Origin of the sequence: Variovorax sp. LjRoot290 (genome assembly GCF_964253985.1) — a bacterium.
Lineage (GTDB): Bacteria > Pseudomonadota > Gammaproteobacteria > Burkholderiales > Burkholderiaceae_C > Variovorax.
This window is the reverse complement of sequence record NZ_CAXURW020000001.1, coordinates 2,126,278-2,151,038: the sequence shown is the minus strand read 5'-3', so window position 1 is coordinate 2,151,038 and position 24,761 is coordinate 2,126,278. Positions and strand designations below refer to the sequence as shown.

Here is a 24,761-nt window from a genome sequence, read left to right as displayed (position 1 = left end):
CGCAGCGCGAAGCGCGAAGGTACTCCAATGAACTTTCGCGACATCGACCTCTTCGCCGACCGCATGCTGGGCGGCGCACCCTTCATCGAAACCATCGCCGGTGCCGAGCTCGCGTCGAGCACCATCCAGGGCCGCGGCATGTTCGCCCGGCGTGCCTGGGCCACTGGCGAGCTGCTCTGCGTCCTCGACGGCCAGGTGGTCGACGTCACGCGCCACCCGGCCGTGATCGACGCGCTCGAATGGAACGCGCTGAGCCCGCAGCGGCTGCTGGTGCGCGCGCTGCGCACCAGCTACGGCTTCATCAACCACAGCGGCCGGCCCAACACCCGCATCGACGCCGACGGCCGCACGATGCGCGCCTGCAGGCCGATCGCGCCGGGCGACGAGCTGACGATGGACTATTTCGAGCAGCCCGTGCCGCCTGTGTACCTCGCAAGCCTCGAAGCGGCCGTGCTGAAGAAAAATTCCTGAAGGTCTTGTCGATTCCGGCGTCCCTGCTTCGACGTTCAAGAGAGAGCCACGCCATCCGGCTCTTCAACCCAACCGCAAGGAGTGACTGACATGCGATTCATGATGCTGATGATCCCCAAGGGCTACGAGAGCGCGCCCCCCGGCACCATGCCCGACGCGAAGGCGGTCGAGGCGATGATGAAATACAACAAGGCACTGAAGGACGCGGGCGTGCTGATCACGCTCGACGGCCTGCGCCCGCCCTCCGAGGGCGCGCGCGTCAGCTTCCCCGGCGGCAAGCCCAAGGTGACCGACGGCCCCTTCGCCGAGGCCAAGGAAGTGCTGGGTGGCTACTGGATGATCGATGTGAAGTCGCAGGAAGAGGCGATCGCCTGGGCCTCGCGCTGCCCGGCGTCAGAGAACGAGGTCATCGAGATCCGCCGGGTGCAGGAAATGGAAGACTTCCCGCCCGACGTGCAGAAGGCGGCCGAGGGCTTCGACCAGTTGCAGAAGCGCTGAAGCGATGACCACGCCGGACATTCACCGCACCATCAGCGCCGTCTGGCGCATCGAGTCCGCCCGGATCATCGGTGCGCTCGCGCGCATGGTGCGCGATGTCGGCGTGGCCGAGGAGCTGGCGCAGGACGCGCTGGTGGCCGCGCTCGAGCAATGGCCGCGCGAGGGCGTGCCGGACAACCCCGCCGCGTGGCTCATGCAGGCCTCCAAGCACCGCGCGCTGGACCTGCTGCGCCGGCGCAAGCTGCATGCGAGCAAGGAAGGCGAGATCGGCCGCGAGCTCGATGCGCAGCACGAGATGGCGGCGGCGGACTTCGCCGAGGCGGTCGATGCCGCACTCGACGACGACGTCGGCGACGACCTGCTGCGCCTGGTGTTCACGGCCTGCCACCCCGTGCTCTCGCCCGAGGCGCGCGTGGCGCTGACCCTGCGCATGCTGGGCGGCCTCACCACCGACGAGATCGCGCGCTCCTTCCTCGTGCCCGAACCCACCATCGCGCAGCGCATCGTGCGCGCCAAGCGCACGCTGGCCGCCGCGCGCGTGCCCTTCGAGGCACCGCGTGCGGACGAACTCGCAGCGCGCCTCGCCTCGGTGCTGGAGGTGGTCTACCTGGTGTTCAACGAGGGCTACTCGGCCACCGCCGGCGACGACTGGATGCGCCCCGCCCTGTGCGAGGAAGCGCTGCGCCTGGGCCGCATCCTGGCCGAGCTCGTGCCGGACGAACCGGAAGTGCACGGCCTGGTCGCGCTGATGGAGATCCAGGCCTCGCGCTCGGCCGCGCGCGTCGATGCCGAGGGCGAACCGGTGCTGCTGCTCGACCAGAACCGCGCGCGCTGGGACCAGCTGCTGATCCGGCGCGGCTTCGCGGCGCTGGCGCGGGCCGAGGCCCTGGGCGGCGCGCTCGGACCCTATGCGCTGCAGGCCGCGATCGCCGCCTGCCATGCGCGCGCGCGCACCGCACAGGAAACCGACTGGACGCGCATCGCAGCGCTCTACGAAGCGCTGTCGCAGCTCGCGCCCTCGCCCATCGTGGAGCTCAATCGCGCGGTCGCGCTCTCGATGGCTTTCGGCCCGGCCGTGGGCCTGGAGCTGGTCGATGCGCTGCGCGCCGAGCCGCAACTCAAGGGCTACCACCTGCTGCCGAGCGTGCGCGGCGACCTGCTCGCCAAGCTGGGCCGCAAGGCCGAGGCCTGCGCGGAGTTCAAGCACGCGGCATCGCTCACGCGCAACGCGCGCGAGCGCAAGCTGCTCCTGATGCGGGCGCTGGCCTGCTCGGGCAGCCCACCCTAGGTTGACACTAGTTCTTCTTCGCCAGCGCGCCGCCGGCGACCTGGCCGCGCAGTTCGCGCAGCTTCGCCTTGAGCCGGCGTTCGTTGACCAGGCCGGTGCGGATCAGCGCCTTCTGGCCGGCCGAGAGGTTCTCGAGCCTCGGGTCGGCGAACTCGTAGTGCGTCGAAGGCCGATCGGAAGGCCCGTCGCCCTTGATCTGGACCAGCTTCACCGCCAGCGGCCCGGCGGGTTCGGGCGCCTGCAGCAGATGGTCGATCACCGCCACCAGCCGGTCGTTGAAGTGGCGGCCCGGATAGCCCTGTTCTTCGTACGCCTGCTGGAACAGCGGGTAGAGCTTCGCGTAGAGCGCCGCCGCGCGCTGCGTGTTCACCGATTCGACGAACAGCACCAAGGGCGTGTAGCGCGCGCCGTTGTCGAGGCTGATGGTCCGCGCCTCCCCGCTGCCGCTGACCTCGAAACGCTTCGGCGTGCGCTGCACCGGCCACATGCGCGCGGCCGCCTGGTCGCGCGGCAGGTTGTCGACCGTGGCGACGAAGCGGCGCACGAAACCGTCGGCCTGCAGGAAGGACGCGACGGCCTTGCCGCCGAGCAGCTCGGTGAGCGCCGAACGCACCTTCGCATCGGCATCGTCGAGCTTGGGCAGGTCCGCGTCGGCGGTGGCGTCGACCGGATGCTGCGGCTCGGTGGATGCGGCCGGCGGTGGAGCGGCCAGTGCCGGCGCATCCGGCTGCGGCGCCGTGGCAACCGGCGGCGCTTCGGCCGGCGCGGCCTGCTGCTTCGACCAGCGCCACCAGACTGCGCCGGCGGCCAGCGCCAGCACGACGAGGACGACGACGATCCACAGCGAGGTTTCGCGTGCGGGCCTGAAATCTGCGCTCTCGCGTTCGGGCATGGAAGCATCTCCTTTCATGAGCCCCGTCATTGGACGCCATTTCGCGCCCAGCGGCAGGCACCACACTGGTAACGTCCTGTGAACGCCGAGGTCTAGGGCTCGCCGCCCTCCGGCAGGTGGATCAGGCCGGTGTGGAAGTCGTACTCGAACACCTCGCCGTAACGGCCCCATTCGATCGCGGTGCGCAGCACGCGTTCGGCTTCCACGGCGTCCAGGCTCTCGCTCAGCAAATGCAGGAACGGCTCTTCGGGCAGTTCCCCGGATGGGGCCTGCTCCAGGCTGTGGCGAATGTGCGCCGCCAGCGGCACGTGGGCCAGCAGCTGCTGGCCGAAGAGCTGCCGGCGCAGCGTGTGCGCACCCTCCACATAGCGCTGTCCCAGCGGCGTGAGGTGCAGGTCGGCATCGGCCAGCTGCGCGAAGCCGAGCAGCGCCAGCGCCTGGGCCAGCGGCAGCAGTTCCTGGTCGGTGAGTTCGGCTTCTTCCGCCAGTTGCGGCAGGTCGGCGCGGCCTTGCCGGTCGTCTTCGACCAGCATCTCGAGCAGGGCCTCCATGCGCCCGACGTCGGCATCGGGTAGCCGGTCGCCCAGGTGCATGTGCAGCGGCTCCTCGCGCGCGCGCTCGGCAGCGTCGGCGCCGGTCATGAGCATGTAGACCTCGTCGATCAGCGCGCGCACTTCCAGGCTTTCGCCGTCGCGCGGACGCGGCAGCGCAATCGGCAGCTCGGCGCGCACGCGGCCCGGGTCGCTGGCGAAGATCAGCACGCGGTCGGCCATGAGCACCGCTTCCTCGATGTTGTGCGAAACGACCAGCATCGCCTTGGTCGGCATGGCGCCGCCGTCCCACAGCTGCAGGATGTCGTCGCGCAGGCGTTCGCCGGTCAGCACGTCGAGCGCGGAGAAGGCCTCGTCCATCAGCAGCACCTCGGGCTCGACCACGAGCGCGCGCGCGATGCCCACGCGCTGGCGCATGCCGCCCGAGAGCTCGCGCGGCAAGGCGCCCTCGAAGCCCGCGAGGCCGATCAGCGCGATGGCCGCAGCAGCACGCCGCGCACGCTCGGCCGGCTCGACGCCGCGCGCCTCCAGCCCCAGCTCCACGTTTTGCTGCACCGTGAGCCACGGGAACAGCGCGAAGGACTGGAACACCATCGCGATGCCGCGCGCCGGACCGTACAGCGGCTGGCCGCGGTAGCGCACGCCGCCGCCGTCCACGCCGATGAGGCCGGCCAGGATGCGCAGCAGCGTCGATTTGCCCGAGCCCGACTGGCCCAGCAGCGCGACGATCTCGCCTTCGGCGAGCCGGAAGTCCACGCCCTCGAGCACCGGACGCGCGGCACCGTCGGCGGAGCGGAAGGACTTGCGAACGCCCTTCAGTTCAACGATGGCTTCGGCCATGCTTGTTCCTCCTTGCAGATCAGAAATGCATCCGGTTTTCGGCCAGTTCGTAGAGCCGGCGCCAGACGAAATGGTTCATGCCCATCACGAACACGCACATCACGCCGATGCCCAAAGCGATGCGCGGGAAATCGCCGATGGCCGTCATGTGGGCGATGTAGCTGCCCAGGCCCGCAGCCTGCAGCGTGGTGTCGCCCCAGGTCACGTACTCGGCCACGATGCTGGCGTTCCACGAGCCGCCGCTGGCCGTGATGGCGCCGGTGACGAAGCTCGGGAACACGGCCGGCAGCAGGTAGCGCCGCCAGCGCAGCCAGCCGCCGAGGCCCAGATTCCGGGCTGCATAGCGCAGCTCGGTCGGCACGCTCGACGCGCCGGCGATCACGTTGAAGAGCAGGTACCACTGCGTGCCCAGCACCATCAGCGGCGCCAGCCAGATGTTCGGATTCAGGTGCCAGCGCACGATGAACAGCACCGCCACCGGGAACATGAGGTTGGCCGGAAACGCGGCCAGGAACTGCGCCACGCCCTGCAGCCGCTCGGCCCAGCGCGGATTCATGCCGACCCAGATGCCGACCGGCACCCACACCAGCGCCGCCAGCGCGATCAGCACCAGCACGCGCGCCAGCGTGTAGAGCCCCAGCACGAACACGTGCACGACCTCGGACCAGCCGACCTCGGTATGGATGAAGCGCACGAGCCAGGCGGCCGCCAGCAGCACGGCCGCGGCCAGCGTCGCGTCCCACACGCGCGCCACGGCAGGGTTGAGCGGCCGCGGGCGGGCCTTGATCGAGGTGCCGTCATGGTCGCGCCGAAAGAACATCAGCGAGCGTTCGAGCAGCCGCACGAAACGCAGCGCGATGTGCTTCAGCCTGTCGGTGCGGCGCAGCCAGGTCAGGAGCCAGGAGCGCGGCGCATCCTCGCCGCCGCCCTCCTCGAAGCGGAACTTGTCGGCCCAGGCGATCAGCGGCCTGAAGAACAGCTGGTCGTAGAGCACGATGCCGACCAGCATGCCGCCGATCGCCCAGCCGATGGCGCCCAGGTCGCGCGCCTCGATCGCCGTCGCGATGTAGGAGCCCACGCCCGGCAGCTTGATGCTCTGGTTTGACACCGAGATGGCCTCGGAGGCGACGACGAAGAACCAGCCGCCGGACATCGACATCATCATGTTCCACAGCAATCCCGGCATCGCGAACGGCAGCTCGAGGCGCCAGAAGCGCTGCCAGCCCGAGAGCTGGAACACCGCCGCCGCCTCGCGCAGTTCCGCCGGCACGGTGCGCAGCGACTGGTACAGGCTGAAGGCCATGTTCCAGGCCTGCGAGGTGAAGATGGCGAAGATCGCCGCACACTCCACGCCGAGCAGATTGCCCGGGAAGAGCGCGATGAAGCCGGTGACGGTGATCGACAGGAAGCCGAGGATCGGAATGGACTGCAGGATGTCGAGCACCGGCACCAGCACCCGCTCCGCCGCGCGGTACTTGGCAGCCAGCGCGGCAAAGATGCAGCTGAAGATCAGCGATGCGCAGAGGGCCAGGAACATGCGCAGCGTCGTGCGCAGCAGGTAGTACGGCAGCATCCACGGGTCGAGGCTGATCGGCAGCGCCTCCCCCAGCTCGTAGGGCCGCACCATCTGCGAGCCGCCCCAGGCCAGCGCGAACAGCAGCGCCAGCACCAGCGGCAGCAAGGCCCAGTCCCAGCGGTTGCCGCCGGAAGCGACCGTCTGGCGCGGGAAAAAGCGTTTGTCGAGCATGAGGCGGCGGACGCGGGGGGCCGATGTTCGCAGACCCTGGCCCGCGGCGGGCCGCCATTGTGCCTATGCAACCCGTGCGCGAACCTGACCAAATGCCTCGCTGATCTCGCGCGTGACCTTCAGGAAACGGTCGATGTCCGTGGCCGAATTGCAATGCAGCGGCGACACGCGCACGGCCCCTTCGAGGCCGAAGGAATGCAGCATCCGCTTCGAGTACAGGCTCGTCGCGACGCGTTCATAGACGATGACCCCGCGCTTCTCGTACTCGCGCACGGCCTGGGCGTGCTCGAGATTCTCGATGCCGATGGCCAGGATCAGGTCGCGCTTCGTCAGGTCTTCGTGGTCGAGGAATACCTTCACGCCGTCCATCCGGCGCAGGCCGGCGATGCCCTCGCTGCCGTTGAGCATGCGCGCGAGCAGGGCACGTTCGTGCAGCTCGATGCTCTGAATGCCGCTGGCGAAAAGGGTGCGCCGGTCGTCGCTCGCAATGAACCGGCCGCCGAGCCAGCACACGTAGTTCACGATCTCGGTCACGACGGCGAACTGCCAGGGCGCGGCGCTGCCCAGATCCCAGAAGTCCTTCTTCTTGCCGGCCAGCTTGTGGTGCGGCAGGACCGAGGCGCGTTCCGACAGCCACGACATGCCCGATCCCCTGCAGCCGAAGAACTTGTAGGGCGCGATGTTGAGGCCGTCCACCGGCGTCTTCTGCAGATCGATCAGGCCGTGCGGCGCGTGCTGCACGGCATCCACGACGATGTACAGATCCGGCTTGACGGCGCGCGCCTGCTTCACGATCTCGTGGATGTCGAGCTTGGCGCCGGAGATGTTGGACGCATAGATCACGCTCAGCAAGGAGGTGTTCTCGTCGACCAGGCCGACGATCTCTTCCACATCGATCCCGCCGGTGGCAGGGTTGGACTTCGCGACCCGCAGCTCCTTGCCCGTACGCTCGGCGTAGAGGGACATGGCGTCGAAGGAGGACGGATGCTCGAGCACGGTCGTCACCATGTTCGTGCCGGGAATGTTCTCGGCGACCGCGCGGACCATGTCGAACATCCCGCCCGAGGCCGTGAGGGAGGCGTAGACGCTGCCGCTCTTGGCATTCAGGATCGTGCGAAGGTCTTCCGTTCCCCTGACCTGGACCTCCTGCAGAAAGATCGCGAGTTCGTGGATGCGCTCCGGGCAATCCGGCAGGGCGTCGATGCGGGCGAACTGATCGACGGCGGCCTTCAATCGGAACGACCCTCCTGCGTTGTCGAAGAAGAGACGTTCGCGGCCATTCATGTCGTGGTCGACGTAGTGGAAGCGGCTCTTCACCTCCTTCATCAATGCGTCGGAAAAGAGTTCGCCTTCAGCGATGTTCATTCTGGTGTTCCATGGTTCGGCAAGAGTTGATTTTCGAAGCGGCCAAAGATTTCCAAAAGCGATATTTTTCGATACGATTCGATGAGAAAAAGAGGCCTCGATGATGATGACTTTCAAGCAGCTTGAGGCTCTGTACTGGATCGGCGAACTGGGCAGCTTCGCGCTGGCCGCCCACAAGCTGCACACCTCGCAGTCGGCGGTGTCCAAGCGGGTCCACGAACTCGAGATGGTGTTCGACACCGAGCTGTTCGATCGCAGCCAGCGTTCCGCGCGTCTCACCGACAAGGGCGAGGAGATGTTCGTGCTGGCCAAGAAGCTGCTCGATCAGCGCGATGCCGCGGTCGAGCAGTTCAGCCGGGTCGACGTGATCGAACGCCGCGTTCGCATCGGCGTCACCGAACTCACGGCGATGACCTGGCTGCCGCGCTGGGTCGAGCTGATCCAGGAGCACTACCCCAAGGTCACCCTCGAGCCGGACGTGGACAGCAGCGTCAACCTGCGCGAGAAGGTGCTGGCAGACGAACTGGACCTGATCGTCGTGCCCGATGCATTCGTCGATACGCGGATTCCCAAGAAGGCGATCGGCAAGGTCGAGAGTGCCTGGATGTGCAAGCCGGGCCTCGTCAAGAGCAGCAAGGCGATCCGCCTGCACGAACTGGCGAGCCACCGCATGCTGATCCAGGGCGTGAAATCCGGGACGGGTCTGCTCTACGACAGCTGGATGAAGGATCTGGGCGTCCAGCCTTCGAACCCCATCGTCATCCACAACCTGGTGGCCTTGATCGGATTGACGATATCCGGCCTGGGCGTGAGCTACCTGCCTAAGGAAGCGGTCAGCCAGATGCTGGAAGAAGGGTCGCTTGCGCTGATCAAGGTGACGCCCGCCCTGCCGCCCGTCACCTACGTCGCGATGTACAAGGGCGAGCACCGGAGTTCGCTGCTGGCATCGATCATCATGCTGGCCCAGTCGTGCTGCGACTTCACCCGGATGTTTCAGGCCGTCAAGGGATGACACCGGCCACGCACGAGCCGTCGTCTCACACGCCCTTGTTGTTGGGGTTCTTGTAGACCTCTTTCACCGCCTCGGTCATCGGGAAATTCAGGTTCGCATTGGTCGGAGGGATCGGCTTCATGAACCACTTGGCATAGATCTGCTCGATGGCGCCCGACTTCATCAGGTCGGTCACCGTCTTGTCCACCAGTTCCTTGAACTGCGGGTCGTCCTTGCGGTACATGATGCCGTAGGGTTCCTGGCGCAGCGACTCCGCCGTGAGGATCTTGAAGTCGCCCGGCTTCGGCGACGTGGCGATCAGGCCTGCCAGTTGCACGTCGTCGAGGATGTAGGCGGCCGCGCGGTCGGATGCGAGGAGCAGGAATCCATCCGCCGTGTCCTTCGCGGCCACTTCCTGGACCTCGATGTTCCCGGACTTGCGATAGGCGCGCAGAAGCTGGACGCCGGTGCTGCCTGCGACTGTCGAGACCGTCTTGCCATTCAGCTCGGCCAGCGAATTGATGCCGGAGTCCTTCTTCACCGCGGCCGTGATGCTGGTGACGAAATGACTCGGGGCGAAGGCCACCTGCTGCTGGCGCTGGACCGTGTTCGTGGTGGTCGCGCAGTCGAGGTCGACGGTGCCGTTGGTCAAGAGCGGGATGCGGTTGGTCGAGGTCAGGATCGTGTAGCGCACCTCCAGGTTGGGCATGCCGAGCCTGGCCTTGACCGCATCCACGATCTTCAGGCAGATGTCGTTGGTGAAGCCGACCGGATCGCCGCCGCCGGCGGGCTTGTAAGAGAACGGGATCTGGCTGTCGCGGCCACCGATCGAAATGCTTCCATTCGCCTTGATCTTGCTCAGCGTGTCGCTTTGAGCCAGCGCGGTGGAACACAGCAGCGCGGCGCTCAGGCCCAAGGTCAATGAGAGTCGAAATTTCATCGGGAGCTTTCGGGAAGGTTGCGTTGGCGCAAATTCTCGAAGCGAGCACCCGTTTCTAAAAGCGATTTATTTTCATCGACTTGAAGGCCATAAAGTGATCAATAGCGGCAAGGACTAGAGCGGAAAGGCCTCCAGCCCCGGCTGCCCCTCGGCCCCCTTGACCGGCGTGTGCGCCACGTTCATCACCCAGCAGACCATCGTGAAATAGCCCACCAGCGCGCTGAGTTCGACCACCGCCTGCTTGCCGAAGCGGGCCTCGGCCGCGGCGTAGGTCGGCTCGCTCACGCCGTGGTGGTGCAGCAGCTCCAGCGCGAGATCGAGCGCGAGCTGCTCGTCCTGCGCCAACGGTGCCGCGCGCCGGCCGAGGCGCAGCGCTTCGATGGCCTCGGCACTGACACCGGCCTTGACCGCCGCCGTCGCATGCAGCACCCACTCGAACTGGTTGCCCACATGGCGCGCGACCGCGCAGGTCACGAGCTCGCGCACGCGCGCATCGAGTTGGCTGTCGAAGCGCAGGTACTCCCCGAGGCTGCCGATGCGCTCCATCAGCACCGGGCTTTGCAGCAAGGGGATGAAGGGACCGAAGACCGCCTTGCGCGGACCATCGATCAGCGCCTGGGCGGCGGCGCGCTGCGCCTGCGACATCGCGTCGGCCGCCGGCATCGGCAGGCGCTCGGCCCAGGGACGGGTATGGCCTTGTTCGAACATGGAGGGATTCCTTTCTTCAATGGAGAGAGACGGGGATCATGCGCGCGCGAAGCAGCCACCATGCGCTTCCGAGCAGCGCCACGGCACCCACGGCCAGCGCGCTGAAGAGGCCGCCGAAGCCTTGCGCGCTGCCGCTCAGTGCGGACGAGAGCACCGGCCCGGCCATCTGGCCGATGGCGAAGGCCGCTGTCATGCGGCCCAGCGCGCGCGTCGGATCGCCCACGGTGCGCGCCCTCGCCTCCTGCATCCCGGCCATGGTCGCGACCATGAAGGTGCCGCCCACCAGCAGCGCGGCCAGCAGCACCGTAAAGGCCGACAGGTGCAGCACCGGCAGCAGGCAGCCCAGCGCCATCAATGCGTGGCTCCCGGCCAGCACGTGGCGGCGCGCAACCTGCGCCAGCACCACGCTGGCGAGCAGCGTCGACACTGCGGCCGCCGCACCGAACACCGGCCAGGCGGCGCCAAAGACGGCCGGATCGTCGACCACCGCGCGCGCCAGCACCGGCAGAAAGGTGGCCGGCAGGATGTAGCCGAAACCGAGGATGCCGTAGCAGATCACCAGGCCCCATGAGACGCCGCCGGCCGGTGCCGTTGCGGCAGCATTCGCGGGCGCTGCCGATACGATCGCGCCGCGCGGCATCAGCGCTGCCACCGCGAGCAGGCCCACCAGCGCCAGCGCGCCGAGCTGCAGCCACAGCGCATCGGGTGCCAGGCCGGCCGTACCCGCACGCCAGCAATAGAGACCGGCCGCTGCGATGCCGGCGCCGACCCCGGCATACAGAAGGCCGGGACCTGCGGGCCGATCGAAACGCGCCAGCCAGACCAGGCACCAGACGCTGGTGCTCACCAGCGCCCAGGCACTCGCCACGCCGGCGATGAAGCGCAGCAACAGCCAGAGCGCGAGCGAGCCGGTCCAGCCCATGGCCGCGGTCGACAGCGCAATCGCGGCCAGCGCCAGCAGTCCAACGCGCTGCGGCGACAGCGGGACGCGCGCAGTGGTGAGCGCACCCAGCAGGTAGCCCGCGTAGTTGGCCGCGGCGAGCCAGCCGCCGGCTGCCACGTCGGCGCTGCCGGCGCGGATCATCAGCGGCAGCATGGGCGTGAAGGCGAAGCGCCCGATGCCCATCGCCATCGCCAGCGCGAGCAGGCCCGCGGTGCAGACCGCGATGAAAGACGGTTGCGGTGCGGTGATCAAAGGGTTCGACATGGGTCGCTATTAGACGCAGAATGCGGATGCTCCACAAATGAATTATCGAGAACAATCATTCTTCATATGAGAACGATCGACCTGGACTCCCTGGAGATTTTTCGCACCGTGGTGGCCGAGGGCGGCGTGATCCGCGCGGCGGGCAAGCTCAACCGCGTGCAGTCCAACATCACGACCCGCATCCAGCAGCTCGAAGAGCGGCTGGGCCACAAGCTGTTCCTGCGCCAGGGCCGCTCGCTCGCGCTGGCGCCCGCCGGCCACAAGCTGCTGCCCTATGCCGACCGCCTGCTGCGCCTGGCCGACGAGGCGGAGAGCGAGCTGCGCAGCGACCTGCCCTTGGGCACCTTCAAGCTGGGTTCGCTCGAAAGCACGGCCGGCAGCCGGCTCGCGCCGGTGCTCTCGCGCTTCCACAAGCTCTACCCGGGCGTGGTGGTCGAGCTGGTCACCGGTACCACGGGCGCGCTGCTGAAACGGGTGAACGCCTTCGAGGTCGAAGCGGCCTTCGTGTCCGAGCCTTTCTCCGCGCCGGGGTTCGAGACGATGTCGGTGTTCGAGGAAGAACTGGTGCTGGTCACCGCGCGCAGCGTGGCCTCCGTCACGCGACCGGGCGACCTCGCCGGCGCCACGCTGATCGCGTTCGCGCAAGGCTGCTCGTACCGCCGCCTGCTCGAGCAGTGGCTGGGCAAGGGCGGCGTCACGCCGGTCCGTTCGCTGGAGTTCTCCTCCTACCAGGCCATGATCGCCTGCGTGGCCGCGGGCACGGGTTTCGCCATCGTGCCGGTCTCGGTGCTCAAGGCCCTGCGCGCGACGGCCGACGTGCGCCAGCACGCGCTGCCCGAACGCATCCGGACCAGCCGCACCCACCTGGTCTGGCGCGGCACGCCGTCCATGGCGCTGGCGCGGCTGATCGGCATGCTGCAGAAAAGCCTATGAAAAGAGTCCGTTGACTTCGCGCGCCGAGAGCATGTCTGCGCTCATCGCGTCATGACGCCCTTCGTCGAATGCCTCGGCGGCAACGCGGCGAAGCAAGGCGAGCGCAGCCTGCAAGGGACCGCAGCCCAGGCTGACGCGCCGCGCACCGGCGCGCGTGGCCGCGTCCACGGGAAGCGCCCCGGCGTAGCCCGCGTAGACATTCACCGGCAAGGAAACAGCGCGCACGAAGCGCGCCACTTCCTCGGCGCGATCCATCCCGGGCACGAAGATGCCGTCGGCACCCGCCGCGGCGTACCGCTGCGCCCGACGCACGGTGTCTTCGTAGCGCGCCGCCGCATCGTCATTGGCGACAAAGTAGGTGTCGGTGCGCGCATTGATGAACAACTGCGCTTCCATCTGCGCGGCCGTCTTGCGCAGCGCGTCGATGCGTTCGCACAGGATTTCCGGGGGCGCCAGGCGTTGCGTCCCGGGAAGCACGCCGTCCTCGATGTTCACGCCGACGACGCCCATGTCGATCAATGCGCGAACCACGGCACATACTTCTTCGGTGCTGCGACCGAAGCCGCGCTCGATGTCGACGCTGACCGGAACGCTGGCCACGCGGCAGATGCGTGCGCAAGCGGCGATCAGTTCGCCGGCAGGCATCTGCTCGCCATCCGCATGGCCGAGCGACCAGGCCATGCCGGCGCTCGTGGTGCCGATGGCCCGCGCGCCGGCACGCTCGACAACATGGGCGCTGACGGCGTCCCACGCATTCACCAGGGTCAGCGCGCCCGGGCCGGCGTGCAGTCGATAAAAAGTTTCTGCCCGCTTCCGGGCTTCGATGGATTGCATGAGGGCGAGCTTAGAGACGACACGCGCTGCGAACTTGGAAAAAACTGCTGTTCGCCATCCATCACCTTTCCTTTTCCGCGAGCGAATCGGCCGCGCGGCGCTCAGGCCAGGGCGGTGGCGGCCGGCTCGGCACCGGCGATCTGCCGCAGTGCGCGCTCGAACACTTCCACCGGCTGGCCGCCCGAGATGAGGTGCCTGTTGTTGATGATGATGGCGGGCACCGAGTGGATGCCGGCATCGGTGTAGAGGCGCTCGCGCTCGCGGGTTTCCGCTGCGTATTCGTCGCTCCCGAGAATGGCACGCGCCCGTTGCGGGTCGAGGCCGGCTTCGGCGGCCAGGCGCACCAGCAGCTCGGGGTCGGAGGGGTTCTCGCCGTCGGTGTGGCAGGCCTTGAGCAGCGCCTTCTTGAGCGCCACCTGCTTGGCCCCGTCCTCGAGCTCGGCCCAGTGCAGCAGGCGGTGCGCGTCGAAGGTGTTGTAGACGCGCGAGCGGCCTTCTTCGCGGAACTTGAAGCCCACCGCCGCGCCGCGGGCACGGATCGCTTCGCGCGCCTGCGCCTGCTGCTCGCGCGAAGAGCCGTATTTCTGGTTCAGGTGCTCGAAGGCGTCCTGGCCTTCGCGCGGCATGTGCGGATTGAGTTCGAAGGGCTGGAAGTGCAGTTCGGCGCTGATCTCGGGCGCCACACGTTCGAGCGCGGCTTCGAGGGCACCGAGGCCGACGGCGCACCAGGGGCAGGACACGTCGGAGACGAAATCGATCTTGAGGCGGGCGGTCATGGATGTTCCTTTTCTGTCAGAGGCTGCGCCAGAAATCGATCAGCAACTGGCTGAATTCCACCGGCCGCTCGACCGCGCTCAGGTGCGCGGCGTCGATGGTGGCGAGGCGCGCGCCGGGAATGGCGGCAACCATCGCCTCGGACATCGCGAGCGGCGTCGCCTCGTCGCGCAGGCCGGCGATCACCAGCGTGGGCGTGGTGAACGCACGGTTGCTCTCGCGGAAATCGATCGCGCTCACCGCGTCGCAGCTCGCGATGTAGCCGGCGGCGTCGGTGCCGACCAGCGTGTCGTTCAGGCGGCGCGCGGCCTCGGTGCCTTCCGGCGTGGCCACGTACGCCGGCGTGAGCCAGCGCGCCAGGGCGCCGGGCGCGATTGCGGCCACGCCCTGGGCCTGCACGGTCTCGACGCGCGTGCGCCAGGGCGCCTGGTCGGGGTAGTGCGCCGACGAATTGGCGATCACGATGCTCTTCAGCAGCTGCGGATATTTCGGCGCCAGCGCCTGCGCGGTCATGCCGCCCATCGAGAGGCCGACGAAGTGCACCGGCTCGCCCTCGGCTTCGCGCTCGATCAGGGCCGCCGCGTCATCGGCCAGCGCCTGCAGGCTGAACGCACCGGGCACCACTTCCGAGCCGCCATGGTTGCGGTGGTCGTAGCGCAGCACGGTGTGGGCACGGGCCAGCACCGCGGCCGCCTCGTCCCACATGTGCAGGTCGCAACCCAGCGCATGGCTCAGCACGACGATCGGGCCTTCGCCCTCGCGAATGACATTCAAACGGGTCATGGATTTCCTTTGGGCTCTTCGAGCAGGCCTTTCTCGCGCAGGATGCCGGTGGCGATGCCGAAGGCGTGGTTGGCCACCGGCACGCCGCAATAGATGGCGGCCATCATGATCACTTCCTTGATCTCCTCGGGCGAAAGCCGCGATTCGGGCGGGCCGTCGAGCGCGGCGCGCACGTGCATCGCAAATTCTTCGTACGCGTGGATGCCCAGCATCATCGACAGCACCATGAAGCGGCGCGTCTTGTCGCCCAATGCCGGGCGGCCCCAGATGTCGTTCCACGCATGTCGCGTGATCAGTTCCTGGAACTCGCTGTTGAAGGCATTGCGGTTGGCCAGCGACTTGTCGACCCAGGCATCGCCGAGGATGCGGCGGCGGTTGAGAAGACCGGCTTCGTAGTCGGGTGAAGTCATCGTGCGGTGTTTCGTGTGTCGAGTTGAGTTTGCAAGGCCTTGACCTGCGCCAGCGCGATCGTGCCGGCCGGCTCGGCGAGCGCCGGATCAAACCATTCGTCTGCGGCTTCGCGCGGAAGTTCCGCGCGCAAGCGGTCGATGTTGGCACGCATGCGCGCGGCATCGATCTGCAGGCCGGGCAAGGCGCCGGCCAGCGCGCGCACGCTGCCGTGGGCGGACATCAGCAACTGGGGCCATTCGCCCAGCTCGGCCTGCCAGGCGCCGAGCGCGCGCTCGTGCTCCTGCGGCATCGCGGCCAGCAAGGCGGCCACGCGCTGCGGCGCGCGCTGCGCGGCCGCCAGCGCCACCATCGAAGCCACCGGGTTGCGCTTGTGCGGCATCGCCGAGGAGCCGCCGCGTCCGGGCTCGCTGGGCTCGGCCAGTTCGCCGACTTCGTACTGGCCCATGAGCGCGATGTCCTTCGCGATCTTGCCGAGGCTGCCGACCATGAGGCCCAGCTCGCAGCCGAGCGCGATCCATTCGTCGCGCTGGGTGTGCCAGGTCGCGCCCGGGTCGCCCAGGCCCAGCTCCTCGGCCATGCGCTGCCGCACCGCCGGCCCGTGCCCCTTCATCTGCGCCAGCGTGCCCACGGCCCCGCCGAGCTGCAGCTGCAGCGCGCGGCGCGCCGCCTCGGCCAGCCGCGTGCGGCTGCGCACCAGCGGCGCGGCCCAGCCGGCGCACTTGAGCCCGAAGCTCGTGACCGAGGCCGGCTGCATCAGCGTGCGCGCGAGGATCGGCGTCGCGGCATGCCGCTTGGCATGCGCAAGCAGCGCCTGGGCCGCCTTGACCAGGTCGGCCTCGACCAACGCCACCGCCTCGCGCGTGACCAGCGCCATCGCGCTGTCGATCACGTCCTGGCTGGTGCTGCCGAAATGCACGAAGGGCACTGCCTCGGCATTGAACAAACCCACCGCCTCCTTGAGGCTCTTGACCAGCGGGATCGCCACACTGCCGGCGCGGCCGCTGTCGCGCACGATCTTGGCGACATCGAACAGCTCGACCTTGCAGCTGCCGGCGATCGAATGCGCTGCCGATTCGGGAATGAGGCCCTCGGCTGCCTGCGCGCGCGCGAGCGCGGCCTCGAAGCGCAGCATCGCGCCGACGAAGTTGTGGTCGCTGAATGCGGCCAGGGTTTCGGATGTGGAGAGGAAGCCTTCGAAGATGCTCATGGCAGATAGGCGCTCAATAGGCGATCTGCGCCACGGCCCGCAGGTCTTCCGGCGTCGCAGTGCCGAAGCCGAAGAATTCGAGGTACGCAGGGATCATTTCGAACAGCATGTCGGTGCCGACCTGGACCGCGCAGCCCTTGTCGCGTGCGGCCCGCAGCAGCGGGGTGTACTCGGATTTCATCACGACCTCGCCGACGAAGGTGGACGGCGCGATGCGATCGACGTCGAAGGGTAGCGGATCGCTCTCCTTCATGCCGAGCGGCGTGGCATTGACCACCACGTCGTAGCCGGCGGGGTCGCTGGAGCCGGTGGCGACGCCCAGTTTCGAGTAGTGCGTGGTGAGCCGGCCCGCGAGGGCCTTCGCCGAAGCCGCGTTGGCGTCGAAGAGCGAAAGCTGCGCGACGCCGGCCGCGGCCAGCGAGGCGGCGATCGCCGAGCCCACGCCGCCGCAGCCCGACACCAGCACGCGCGCGCCTTCGAGCGCGCGGCCCTTGCGCAGCACGCCGCGCACGAAGCCGGCGCCGTCGAACTGGTCGCCCACGAGCGTGCCGTCGGCGCGCTTCAGCACCGCGTTGCAGGCGCCTGCGATCCTGGCGGCCGGCGTCAGTTCGTCAACCAGGTCCATGGTCGTGATCTTGTGCGGCATGGTGACGAGCGCGCCGCGGATGTTGGTGAGCCGGAACAGCGACGCGAAGGCGGCCGCATAGTCCTCGGCCTTGATGCCCATCGGCACCACCACCGCGTCGATGCCCTGCTGTTCGAACCAGGGGTTGTAGATCATCGGCGCCTTGAAGCTCTCGGTCGGATAACCGAGGTGGGCGATGAGGGTGGTCTTTCCGGAAATCGTCATGATGGGATTGCGACCCGAAGGCCGGTATGCGCGGCCTCGGCGACCGCAAGGGTGACAGCCAGCGTGCGCATGGCATCGCGCACGGTGACACGGGGCGGCACTTCGCGCCGCACCACGGCGCAGAAATGAGCGAGCTGGCGCGCGAGCGGATCGGTCTCTTGCATGTCGACCCTGCTGCGTACCATCGGGCTGAACCACGAGGCCGCGCCCGTGTACTCGAGCACGCGCAGGGTGGGCACCTGCAGCGAGCCGTGCGTGCCGGCGATGATGTAGCAGTCCTGGTCCGCATGGCGGTCGTAGGCCTTGTTCTCGCCCGAGGTCTGCTCCCAGCTGCGCGGACTGGCCGCAGCATCCGACAGCATGAAGGTCCCGAGCGCGCCGTTGGCGAAGCGCAGGTTGATAGCGACCGTGTCCTCCACCTCGAAGCCGCGCGCCGCATGGGAAGCGAAGGCCTGCACCTCGACGATCTCGCCCACCAGCGCGCGCAGGTTGTCGATCTCGTGCACCAGGTTGATCAGGATCGGCCCGCCGCCTTTCTGCCGGCGCCAGGCGGTCTCGAAGTAGTCGTCGGGCTTGTGGAAGGTGGCGCTGGCCGTCACGGCCACCAGCTTGCCGAGGCGGCCGCCGGCGATGGTCTCGCGCGCGGCTTCGAGAACGGCGCTGTGGCGCCGGTGATGGCCCACCAGCACCGGCACGTTGGAGGCTTCCACCGCCGCGGCCAGCCGCTCGGCTTCCGCCACGGAATCGGCCACCGGCTTCTCGACCAGCGCCGGCACGCCGGCCGCTACGCAGGCCAGTGCACCGGGCACATGCAGCGCGTTCGGCGTGGCCAGGACCACGCCGTCGGGCCGCGCCGCGGCCAGCAGCGCTTCCAGGTCCGGGTACAGCGGCACGCCGGCCTCGGCCGCCAGCGCAGTCGCGCTCGGGAACGGGTCGGCAAAGCCGATCAATTCGCAGGCGCTGTTCGCGACCATGCGCATCCAATGCGCCCGGCCGATCAGGCCGGCGCCGGCGATCGCGAGGCGCAGCTTCCTGTCCATCGCTCCCTCTCCTCAGACCGTGGCGGCCGGCGCCGCGGCGGCATGCGCGCCGCCGAGGAACAGGCGTTCGATGTTCGGATCGGCCAGCAGTTCGGAGGCCGGCTTGTGCAGCACCAGCCGGCCCGATTCGAGCGCGATGGCCTCGTCGGCCATCTTCAGCGCGCTCTTCACGTTCTGCTCGACCATCAGCACCGTGGTGCCCTGGTCGGCAAGCTTGCGCAACAGCCTGAACACGTCCTGCACCACCATCGGCGACAGGCCGATCGAGGGTTCGTCGATCAAGAGCACCTTGGGCCGCAGCAGCAGCGCACGGCCGACCTCGAGCTGCTTCTGCTCGCCACCGGAGAGCGAAGAAGCCGCGCTGTTCATGCGCTCCTTCACGCGCGGGAAGAGCTCGAGCACTTCGGGAATGCGCTCGTGCGTGGTCTTCATGCCCAGCGTGATGCCGCCGAGCTCGAGGTTCTCATAGGCCGTCAACTGGCCGAACAGATTGCGCCCCTGCGGCACGAAGGCAATGCCGTGCTTCACCAGCAGGTCTTTGGGACTGGCGCCGGTGATGTCTTCGCCATCGAGCAGGACCCGCCCGTTGCGCACCTTGAGCAGGCCGAACAGCGTCTTGAGCACGGTCGACTTGCCCGCACCGTTGGGCCCGAGCAGCAGCGTGATCTTGCCGCGCCTGGCCTTGAAGGACAGGTTGTTGAGGATCATGAAATCCTTGTAGCCCGCCAGCACGTTGTCGAATTCGATGCAGGTGTCGGTGGTGGTCATGATCAATTCCCGAGATAGGCGTCGAGCACCTGCTTGTTGGCGCGGATCTCGGCCGGCGTGCCGATCGCCATGACCTTGCCCTCGACCATCACCATGATGCGGTGGCACAGGTCCATCACGAAGTCCATGTTGTGCTCGATCACGACGAAGCTGCCGCGGCGCGTGCGATTCAGGTCCTTCAGCAGGGTCGAGAGTCCGCCGACCAGGCTGGGATTGACGCCTGCGCACGGCTCGTCGAGCAGCACCAGGTCGGGCTCGCTCATGAAGGCCATGCCGATGTCCACCAGCTTCTGCTGGCCGTAGGAGAGCGTGCCGGCCTTCTTGTTCGCGACGTGGCGGATGCGGAACTGGTCGATCAGCGCGTCGGCCTTCGGCCCCAGGCCCGAGTCGCCGGGCGCGAACATGCGGCTGAACATGCTGCCCTGGTGTTCCTGCGCCGCGACGATCAGGTTCTCGCGCACCGTCATCTTGCCGAACACCTGCAGCGTCTGGAAGGTGCGGCCGACGCCGCGCCGGTTGAGCTCGAGCGGACCCAGCTTTGTGACGTCCTCGCCCTTGAGTTCGATGCGGCCGGCATCGGGTGCGATCTGGCCCAGCATGCTGTTGAACAGCGTGGTCTTGCCCGAGCCGTTGGGACCGATCACGCCGAAGATCTCGCCGGGGCGCACCTCGAAGCTCACGCCGCCGACGGCCTGGATGGCGCCGTAGGCCTTGCTGAGATCGGTCACGCGAAGAACCGGCACCACTTGCTGCTCCGGCACGATAGCTTCCGCAAGCACGGCGTTCATGTGGCAGCTCCCATGCTCGCGGCAGCAGCGGAGCGCGCGGCCGAGGCCTCGCGCGCTTCGCGGCGTGCCCGGATCCGATCGGGGATCGAGAGCAGGCCGTCCGGCAGCCAGACCATCAGCACCACCACGGCGGCGCCGAACAGCGGCAGGTACCAGTCGGCCACGCCCGGCACGTCGCGCAGCCACTCGGGCACGATCACGCCGACGGCCGCGCCCAGCACCGGCCCCCAGAAGTAGCCGGGGCCGCCGACCACCACCATCAGGTACATCATGATCGAGGCCGCCACGGTGAAGGGCGCCGGCTCGATGAACTGCACCAGCGAGGCGAACAGCGCGCCGGCGATGCCCGCATAGGCGGCGCCGATGGCAAAGCTCAGCAAGGTGTAGCTGCGCACGCTGATCCCCAGGCTCTCGGCGCGGATCGGGTTGTCGCGCAGCGCGGTGAAGGCCTTGCCCCAGGGCGAGCGCAGGAGGCCCCACAGCAGGAGCGCGAGCAGCACGGCGACGGCGAGCACGAAGTAGTAGTAGGCCAGGTTGCCCTCCAGCGACAGCCCGGCCAGCTCGGGCCGCGGGATGTTGTTGATGCCGAAGGTGCCGCCGGTCAGCCACTCCTCGTTGCGCATCAAGAGCCAGATCGCGGTGTTGAAGCCCAGCGTGGCGAAGGCGAGGTAGATCGCCTGCACGCGCAGCGCCGGAAAGCCCAGCACCAGGCCGACCGCGAAGCACAGCAGCGCCGCCGCAGGCAGGCCCAGCCAGAAGCTGATGCCGGCCTTCATGAGGATCGCCACCGTGTAGGCGCCGATGCCGAAGAAGGCCGCATGGCCCAGCGACTTCTGGCCCGCATAGCCCACCGTCAGGTTGAGCCCCATGGTGGCGATGATGAACACCAGCCAGTAGCTCAGCAGGTAGATGCCGTAGTTCTTGAGGAAGTTGGGCGCGATCAGCAGCGCGGCCGCAGCCACGGCGATCAGCGCGAGGTGCATCTTCTTCATACCTTGCGCTCCTCTTTCTTGCCCAGCAGGCCTTGCGGCTTGAACAGGATCACGACCATGAAGATGACCAGCGCCACCGCGTCCTTGTAGGCCGGCGAGATGTAGGCCGAGGCCAGGTTCTCCGCCACGCCGACGATCAGGCCGCCGAGCAGCGCGCCGCGCGAGTTGTTGAAGCCGCCGATGATGGCCGCGAAGAAGGCCTTGGTGCCCAGGCCCTCGCCCATGTCGAACTTGGCGAGGTAGGTGGGTGTGACCAAGAGCGCCGCCGCCACCGCCAGCGCCGCATTGATGGCGAAGGTGTAGAAGATCATGCGCGGCACGTTGATGCCCAGCACGCTCGCGCTCTCGGTGTTCTGCGCCACGGCCTGCATCGCGCGGCCGGTCACGGTCTTCGAGATGAAGGCCTGCGTGGCCAGCACGATCGCCACCGCCAGCCCGAAGGTGCCGAGGTCGGCCATCGTGACGGTGACCCCCGCCACGTTGAAGAGCTTGTCGGCGAAGAGGCTGGGGAACGGATGGGCCTCGGCGCTGTAGCCGGCGCGCACGCCGTTGCGCAGCGCGATCGACAGGCCGATGGTGGCCACCACGATCGGCATCATCCCGAACTTGAACAGCGGATCGACCAGGCCGCGCTTGAAGAGCCAGCCCAGCACGAACACCGCCACCACGATCGTCAGCACGAAACTCAGCGAGAGTGGTGCGCCGAAGGACATGAAGGCGAGCATCGCGAAGGCCGGCAGCATCACGAACTCGCCCTGCGCGAAGTTGATGGTGCCGCTGGCCTGCCACAGCAACGTGAAGCCCAGCGCAGCCAGCGCATAGATGCTGCCGGTGGCCAGCCCGCTCAAGAAGAGCTGGATGAAGTCCGTCATGGTGGGGCTACTTGGCGGCTGCGCCCAGGGCCGGCAGCGTGGCGATCACTTCCTGCTTGCCGTTCTTCACCTCCACCATGAAGCTTTCGCGGTCGAGGTCGCCGTTGGCGTCGACGCTGACGTCCATCAGCACGCCGGGCTGCTGCGCAGTGCTTACCTTTAGGCCGTGCAGCGCGGCGGCCACGGCCTTGCGGTCGAGCTTGCCGGCCTTCTCGATCCCAGCCTTCAACAGGTAGATGCCCGAGTAGCCCTTCATGCCGTTGTGGTCCGAGACGTACTTGTACTCCTTCTCGAACTTGGCGCGGAAGGCGCGGATGGCCGGGTTCGGCGCGTCGACCGTGAGCCCCACGTGCGCGATCGCGCCGTTGGCGGCCTCGCCCGCGAGGTCGATCACCTTCTGACCGGTGAGCGTGGTCTCGCCGATGATCGGCTTGGTCCAGCCCTGCTTGCGCAGCTCGCGCAGCAGGCGCGCCGACTCTTCCTCGTTGCTGTAGGCGAAGAGCGCATCGGCATTGCTCTGCTTGGCGCGCAGCACCGCGGCGGAAAAGTCGATCTGGCCCGGCTCGGTCGAGATCTCGGCCGCGATCTTCACCGGCGTGGCGGCCAGCGCCTTCTTCATCGAATCGAGGCCGCCCTTGCCGAAGTCGTTGTTCACGTAGATCATGGCCAGCGTCTTCGCCTTCAGTTGCTGGTCGATGTAGCGCGCGACCTTCGGCATCGCGGTGGTCTGCGTGAAGCTGGTGCGGAAGATGTACTTGTTGCCCTGCTGCGTGATGCTGGCCGCCTCGCCGCCGGTGAAATTGGGAATCTCGGCGCGGCGGCTCTCGGCCATGCTGACCATGATCGAGCCCGAGAACACGGGGCCGAAGATGGCGAAGACCTCGTTGTCCACCGCCTTCTGCGTCAGGCCCTTGGCGACGCCGGGATTGCTCTGCGTGTCGCTGGTGCTCGACTCGATCTTCTTGCCGAGGATGCCGCCCGAGGCGTTGATCTCCTTCACCGCCAGCTCGACGCCGTTCTTGAAGTTGGTGCCGGCGGTCGCACCGCCGCCCGAGAGCTCCACGATGTTGACGATCTTGATCGTGTTCTGCGCGAAGGCGCCTGAAGCGCCCGCGGCCACGGCACAGGCGGCGATGAGTTGGATCGCGAATCGACGCGACTGAACGATGGTCATGCTTGTCTCCTTGGGGTTGAATTGCTGGTACTCACGTGGCTCTCGCTAATCCAGCGCGCGCTCTTCATGGCGCGCTGGCCGACCACCATGGGGTCGGAATTCACATAGTCGTCGTTGAACACCTCGAAGGTGTAGTGGCCGCGGTAGCCCTTGTCCTCGAGCAGCTGCACCAGGTCGCGCACGTCGTGCAGGCCTTCGCCCGGAAACAGGCGCTGGTGGCGCGCGAGCTCGATCATGTCGGCCTGGCGGTCGCTGTACTCGAAGAAGTAGTCGGCCAGCTGCACCAGGAAGATCTTCTCGACCGGCACCTGGGCCAGCTGCGCGAGCGTCTCGGGCGTGTCGTCGCCGTGCACCGACATGTGGAAGGAATCGAGATTGAGGCCCACGTTCTGGCGGTTGCAGCGCTTCACGATGTCCCAGGCCTGGTGCCAGCGGTTGACGTGGCGGCCCCAGGACAGGGCCTCGTAGCAGATGCGGATGCCGAGCGGCGTGGCCAGCGTCGCGAGCGTGCGCAAGTCTTCGGCCGCGCGCTCCGGATCGTCGATGGCCAGCGGCGAGGTGGTGGAGCACACCAGCAGCAGGTCGGCGCCGACCAGCGCCATCTGGCGCAGCTGTTCGCGCGCCATCTCGAGCCGGTGCGGCCGCATGGCGTCGGGCGCGCATTCGAAATCGCGCAGCGGCTGGAAGTCGGTGACCTTGAGGCCGCTGGCCTTCACCAGTTCGGCCGCTTTCTCGACGCCGGCGGGGTGCGCGATCAGGTCGCGCGCCCACAGCTCAACGCCGGAAAAACCCGCGGCTTTCATGCATTCGAGCTTGTGCCCGAGGTCGCCGCCCATGGTGACGGTGTTGAAGCCGAAACGGTCGAGGGAGATGGCCATGATGCTTTGCGCGCGCCCTTTCAGGCCACGCTGTCGGAGTGGTAGCGCAGCGGGGCGTCGATCTCGGCCGCCATTGCGGCTGGGTAGATCAGCTCGCGCAGGAAACGCGCGTCGTCGCGCACACCATGCGCCGCGGCCGTCTGGCCGAAGAAGTCGAGGTAGTACGGCATCTGCTGGATCAGCATCTCGAAGCCGGCCTGCGCGTTGAGCCCGCGCGCGCGGGCGGCGCGCACCAGCGGCGTGGGCTGGTTGCGCAGCAGGATGTCGAACAGCGCCGCGTGGGCGTCCATGCGCTCCACGTCCACCGGCAAGGTGTCGCCCTCCTTCAGGCCCATCGGCGTGGCGTTGATGACCAGGTCGTAGCCTTCGGGATCGCTGCTGTCGACCGCGACCGTGGTCGCGTCGAAGAAGGCATCGAGCTTGGCCGCGACCCCTGCTGCCTTGCCGGCCGAGGTGTCGTGGAAGGCGATGTGCTCGGCGCCGTGGACCGTGCCGCCCTCGGCCAGCGCGACGCCGATGGCCGCGGCGCTGACGCCGGCACCGAGGATCAGCACGCGCTTGCCGCGGAACGGGATGTTGTAGTGGTCCAGCGCGCCCAGGAGACCCTCGCCGTCGAAGAGATCGCCCTCGAGCTCGCCGTTGGCGATGCGCCGCACCACGTTGACGGAGCCGGCGACGCGGCCGAACAGGCCGGCGCCGTCGAGCAGGTCCACCACCAGCGGCTTGTGCGGCGGCGCGATCACCATGCCGCGCACGTTCCTGGCGAGGAAGGCGGCCTTGACGAAGACGGCGAAGTCGCGCGTCGCCACCTGCACCGGCGCCATCACCGCGTCGATGCCGAAGCGCTCGAAGACGCTGTTGAACATGCGCGGCAGGCGCACGTTGGTCACCGGATCGCCGGGGAGCAGGTAAAGGTCGGTGCTGCCTGCAATGGAGGGGAACATGATGGCGTCTCGCTC

The 24,761-nt window shown here is 67.9% G+C and carries 26 protein-coding genes; 5 read left to right on the top strand and 21 right to left on the bottom strand.

The genetic code is table 11. The annotated features are described in order from the left end of the window. Positions 1-27: 27 nt before the first annotated feature. The 3 genes from ACSQ9A_RS10900 to ACSQ9A_RS10890 all read left to right on the top strand — a co-directional run bounded on the left by ACSQ9A_RS10900 (position 28) and on the right by ACSQ9A_RS10890 (position 2,257). The gene (locus ACSQ9A_RS10900; RefSeq protein ID WP_436295181.1) at positions 28-471 is read left to right on the top strand and encodes an SET domain-containing protein-lysine N-methyltransferase; all 444 of its coding nucleotides are present in this window, start codon (positions 28-30) and stop codon (positions 469-471) included. Between the two features lie 90 nt (positions 472-561). Next, on the top strand, positions 562-969 hold the full coding sequence (locus tag ACSQ9A_RS10895) for a YciI family protein (RefSeq protein ID WP_093109385.1): 408 nt from the start codon (positions 562-564) through the stop codon (positions 967-969). 4 nt (positions 970-973) lie between these two features. Beyond that, positions 974-2,257: an RNA polymerase sigma factor gene (locus tag ACSQ9A_RS10890; RefSeq protein WP_436303652.1), complete on the top strand. Its 1,284-nt coding sequence runs from the start codon at positions 974-976 to the stop codon at positions 2,255-2,257. Between the two features lie 7 nt (positions 2,258-2,264). On the opposite strand, the gene ACSQ9A_RS10885 is transcribed toward ACSQ9A_RS10890, so the two are convergent. The 4 genes from ACSQ9A_RS10885 to ACSQ9A_RS10870 all read right to left on the bottom strand — a co-directional run bounded on the left by ACSQ9A_RS10885 (position 2,265) and on the right by ACSQ9A_RS10870 (position 7,652). Continuing rightward, the gene (locus ACSQ9A_RS10885) at positions 2,265-3,149 is read right to left on the bottom strand and encodes a DUF3014 domain-containing protein (RefSeq protein WP_436303651.1); all 885 of its coding nucleotides are present in this window, start codon (positions 3,147-3,149) and stop codon (positions 2,265-2,267) included. Positions 3,150-3,241: 92 nt separating this feature from the next. Then, entirely contained in the window at positions 3,242-4,540 is a 1,299-nt protein-coding gene (locus ACSQ9A_RS10880) for an ABC transporter ATP-binding protein (protein ID WP_436303649.1), read from the bottom strand. Positions 4,541-4,559: 19 nt separating this feature from the next. Then, positions 4,560-6,287 carry an ABC transporter permease gene (locus ACSQ9A_RS10875; protein ID WP_093109389.1) on the bottom strand — a complete coding sequence of 576 codons (1,728 nt, stop codon included), beginning with the start codon at positions 6,285-6,287 and terminating at the stop codon, positions 4,560-4,562. Positions 6,288-6,350: 63 nt separating this feature from the next. Further along, on the bottom strand, positions 6,351-7,652 hold the full coding sequence (locus tag ACSQ9A_RS10870) for an aminotransferase class V-fold PLP-dependent enzyme (RefSeq protein ID WP_436303647.1): 1,302 nt from the start codon (positions 7,650-7,652) through the stop codon (positions 6,351-6,353). A gap of 106 nt (positions 7,653-7,758) precedes the next feature. On the opposite strand from ACSQ9A_RS10870, the gene ACSQ9A_RS10865 reads away from it, so the two are divergent. Beyond that, positions 7,759-8,664: a LysR family transcriptional regulator gene (locus ACSQ9A_RS10865; RefSeq protein ID WP_436306283.1), complete on the top strand. Its 906-nt coding sequence runs from the start codon at positions 7,759-7,761 to the stop codon at positions 8,662-8,664. Positions 8,665-8,689: 25 nt separating this feature from the next. Here ACSQ9A_RS10865 and ACSQ9A_RS10860 read toward each other — a convergent pair whose 3' ends face one another. The 3 genes from ACSQ9A_RS10860 to ACSQ9A_RS10850 all read right to left on the bottom strand — a co-directional run bounded on the left by ACSQ9A_RS10860 (position 8,690) and on the right by ACSQ9A_RS10850 (position 11,498). Continuing rightward, complete coding sequence (locus ACSQ9A_RS10860; protein WP_436295186.1) at positions 8,690-9,583, bottom strand: amino acid ABC transporter substrate-binding protein; 894 nt, start codon at positions 9,581-9,583, stop codon at positions 8,690-8,692. A 114-nt stretch (positions 9,584-9,697) separates the two neighbouring features. Further along, on the bottom strand, positions 9,698-10,291 hold the full coding sequence (locus ACSQ9A_RS10855; protein WP_436303646.1) for a carboxymuconolactone decarboxylase family protein: 594 nt from the start codon (positions 10,289-10,291) through the stop codon (positions 9,698-9,700). Between the two features lie 16 nt (positions 10,292-10,307). Then, on the bottom strand, positions 10,308-11,498 hold the full coding sequence (locus tag ACSQ9A_RS10850; RefSeq protein WP_436303645.1) for a YbfB/YjiJ family MFS transporter: 1,191 nt from the start codon (positions 11,496-11,498) through the stop codon (positions 10,308-10,310). Between the two features lie 66 nt (positions 11,499-11,564). Here ACSQ9A_RS10850 and ACSQ9A_RS10845 point away from each other — a divergent pair, with 66 nt between their 5' ends. Further along, the gene (locus tag ACSQ9A_RS10845; RefSeq protein ID WP_436303643.1) at positions 11,565-12,431 is read left to right on the top strand and encodes a LysR substrate-binding domain-containing protein; all 867 of its coding nucleotides are present in this window, start codon (positions 11,565-11,567) and stop codon (positions 12,429-12,431) included. On the opposite strand, the gene ACSQ9A_RS10840 is transcribed toward ACSQ9A_RS10845, so the two are convergent. From ACSQ9A_RS10840 to ACSQ9A_RS10775, 14 genes are all read right to left on the bottom strand, one after another. Next, a complete protein-coding gene (locus ACSQ9A_RS10840; protein WP_436303642.1) occupies positions 12,426-13,265 on the bottom strand; it encodes an isocitrate lyase/PEP mutase family protein in 840 nt (279 codons plus the stop codon). The genes ACSQ9A_RS10845 and ACSQ9A_RS10840 overlap by 6 nt on opposite strands. Positions 13,266-13,366: 101 nt before the next feature. After that, positions 13,367-14,041 (bottom strand): DsbA family oxidoreductase, encoded by a 675-nt coding sequence (locus ACSQ9A_RS10835; protein ID WP_093109396.1) that lies wholly within the window; start codon positions 14,039-14,041, stop codon positions 13,367-13,369. A gap of 16 nt (positions 14,042-14,057) precedes the next feature. Continuing rightward, positions 14,058-14,822, bottom strand: coding sequence for an alpha/beta fold hydrolase (locus ACSQ9A_RS10830; RefSeq protein ID WP_436303641.1), 765 nt, complete (start codon positions 14,820-14,822; stop codon positions 14,058-14,060). Continuing rightward, positions 14,819-15,232: a carboxymuconolactone decarboxylase family protein gene (locus tag ACSQ9A_RS10825; protein WP_093109398.1), complete on the bottom strand. Its 414-nt coding sequence runs from the start codon at positions 15,230-15,232 to the stop codon at positions 14,819-14,821. Before ACSQ9A_RS10825 ends, ACSQ9A_RS10830 begins: the two co-directional genes overlap by 4 nt. Further along, positions 15,229-16,440: a 3-carboxy-cis,cis-muconate cycloisomerase gene (gene pcaB / locus ACSQ9A_RS10820; protein ID WP_436303640.1), complete on the bottom strand. Its 1,212-nt coding sequence runs from the start codon at positions 16,438-16,440 to the stop codon at positions 15,229-15,231. Before pcaB ends, ACSQ9A_RS10825 begins: the two co-directional genes overlap by 4 nt. 13 nt (positions 16,441-16,453) lie before the next feature. Further along, positions 16,454-17,290 carry a shikimate dehydrogenase family protein gene (locus ACSQ9A_RS10815; RefSeq protein WP_093109400.1) on the bottom strand — a complete coding sequence of 279 codons (837 nt, stop codon included), beginning with the start codon at positions 17,288-17,290 and terminating at the stop codon, positions 16,454-16,456. Further along, positions 17,287-18,330 (bottom strand): Gfo/Idh/MocA family protein, encoded by a 1,044-nt coding sequence (locus ACSQ9A_RS10810; protein ID WP_436303639.1) that lies wholly within the window; start codon positions 18,328-18,330, stop codon positions 17,287-17,289. Before ACSQ9A_RS10810 ends, ACSQ9A_RS10815 begins: the two co-directional genes overlap by 4 nt. Positions 18,331-18,342: 12 nt before the next feature. Continuing rightward, positions 18,343-19,098, bottom strand: a complete 756-nt coding sequence (locus ACSQ9A_RS10805; protein ID WP_214695574.1) for an ABC transporter ATP-binding protein — start codon at positions 19,096-19,098, stop codon at positions 18,343-18,345. Positions 19,099-19,100: 2 nt separating this feature from the next. Continuing rightward, on the bottom strand, positions 19,101-19,886 hold the full coding sequence (locus tag ACSQ9A_RS10800; RefSeq protein ID WP_436303638.1) for an ABC transporter ATP-binding protein: 786 nt from the start codon (positions 19,884-19,886) through the stop codon (positions 19,101-19,103). After that, complete coding sequence (locus ACSQ9A_RS10795) at positions 19,883-20,878, bottom strand: branched-chain amino acid ABC transporter permease (protein WP_436303637.1); 996 nt, start codon at positions 20,876-20,878, stop codon at positions 19,883-19,885. The genes ACSQ9A_RS10800 and ACSQ9A_RS10795 overlap by 4 nt, the downstream gene beginning before the upstream one ends. After that, positions 20,875-21,750, bottom strand: a complete 876-nt coding sequence (locus ACSQ9A_RS10790; protein WP_214695567.1) for a branched-chain amino acid ABC transporter permease — start codon at positions 21,748-21,750, stop codon at positions 20,875-20,877. Before ACSQ9A_RS10790 ends, ACSQ9A_RS10795 begins: the two co-directional genes overlap by 4 nt. 7 nt (positions 21,751-21,757) lie before the next feature. Beyond that, positions 21,758-22,924, bottom strand: coding sequence for an ABC transporter substrate-binding protein (locus ACSQ9A_RS10785; RefSeq protein WP_093109405.1), 1,167 nt, complete (start codon positions 22,922-22,924; stop codon positions 21,758-21,760). Continuing rightward, positions 22,921-23,802, bottom strand: coding sequence for a sugar phosphate isomerase/epimerase family protein (locus ACSQ9A_RS10780; protein WP_093109406.1), 882 nt, complete (start codon positions 23,800-23,802; stop codon positions 22,921-22,923). The genes ACSQ9A_RS10785 and ACSQ9A_RS10780 overlap by 4 nt, the downstream gene beginning before the upstream one ends. 20 nt (positions 23,803-23,822) lie before the next feature. Then, positions 23,823-24,746: a shikimate dehydrogenase family protein gene (locus tag ACSQ9A_RS10775; RefSeq protein WP_436303636.1), complete on the bottom strand. Its 924-nt coding sequence runs from the start codon at positions 24,744-24,746 to the stop codon at positions 23,823-23,825. Positions 24,747-24,761 lie beyond the last annotated feature (15 nt).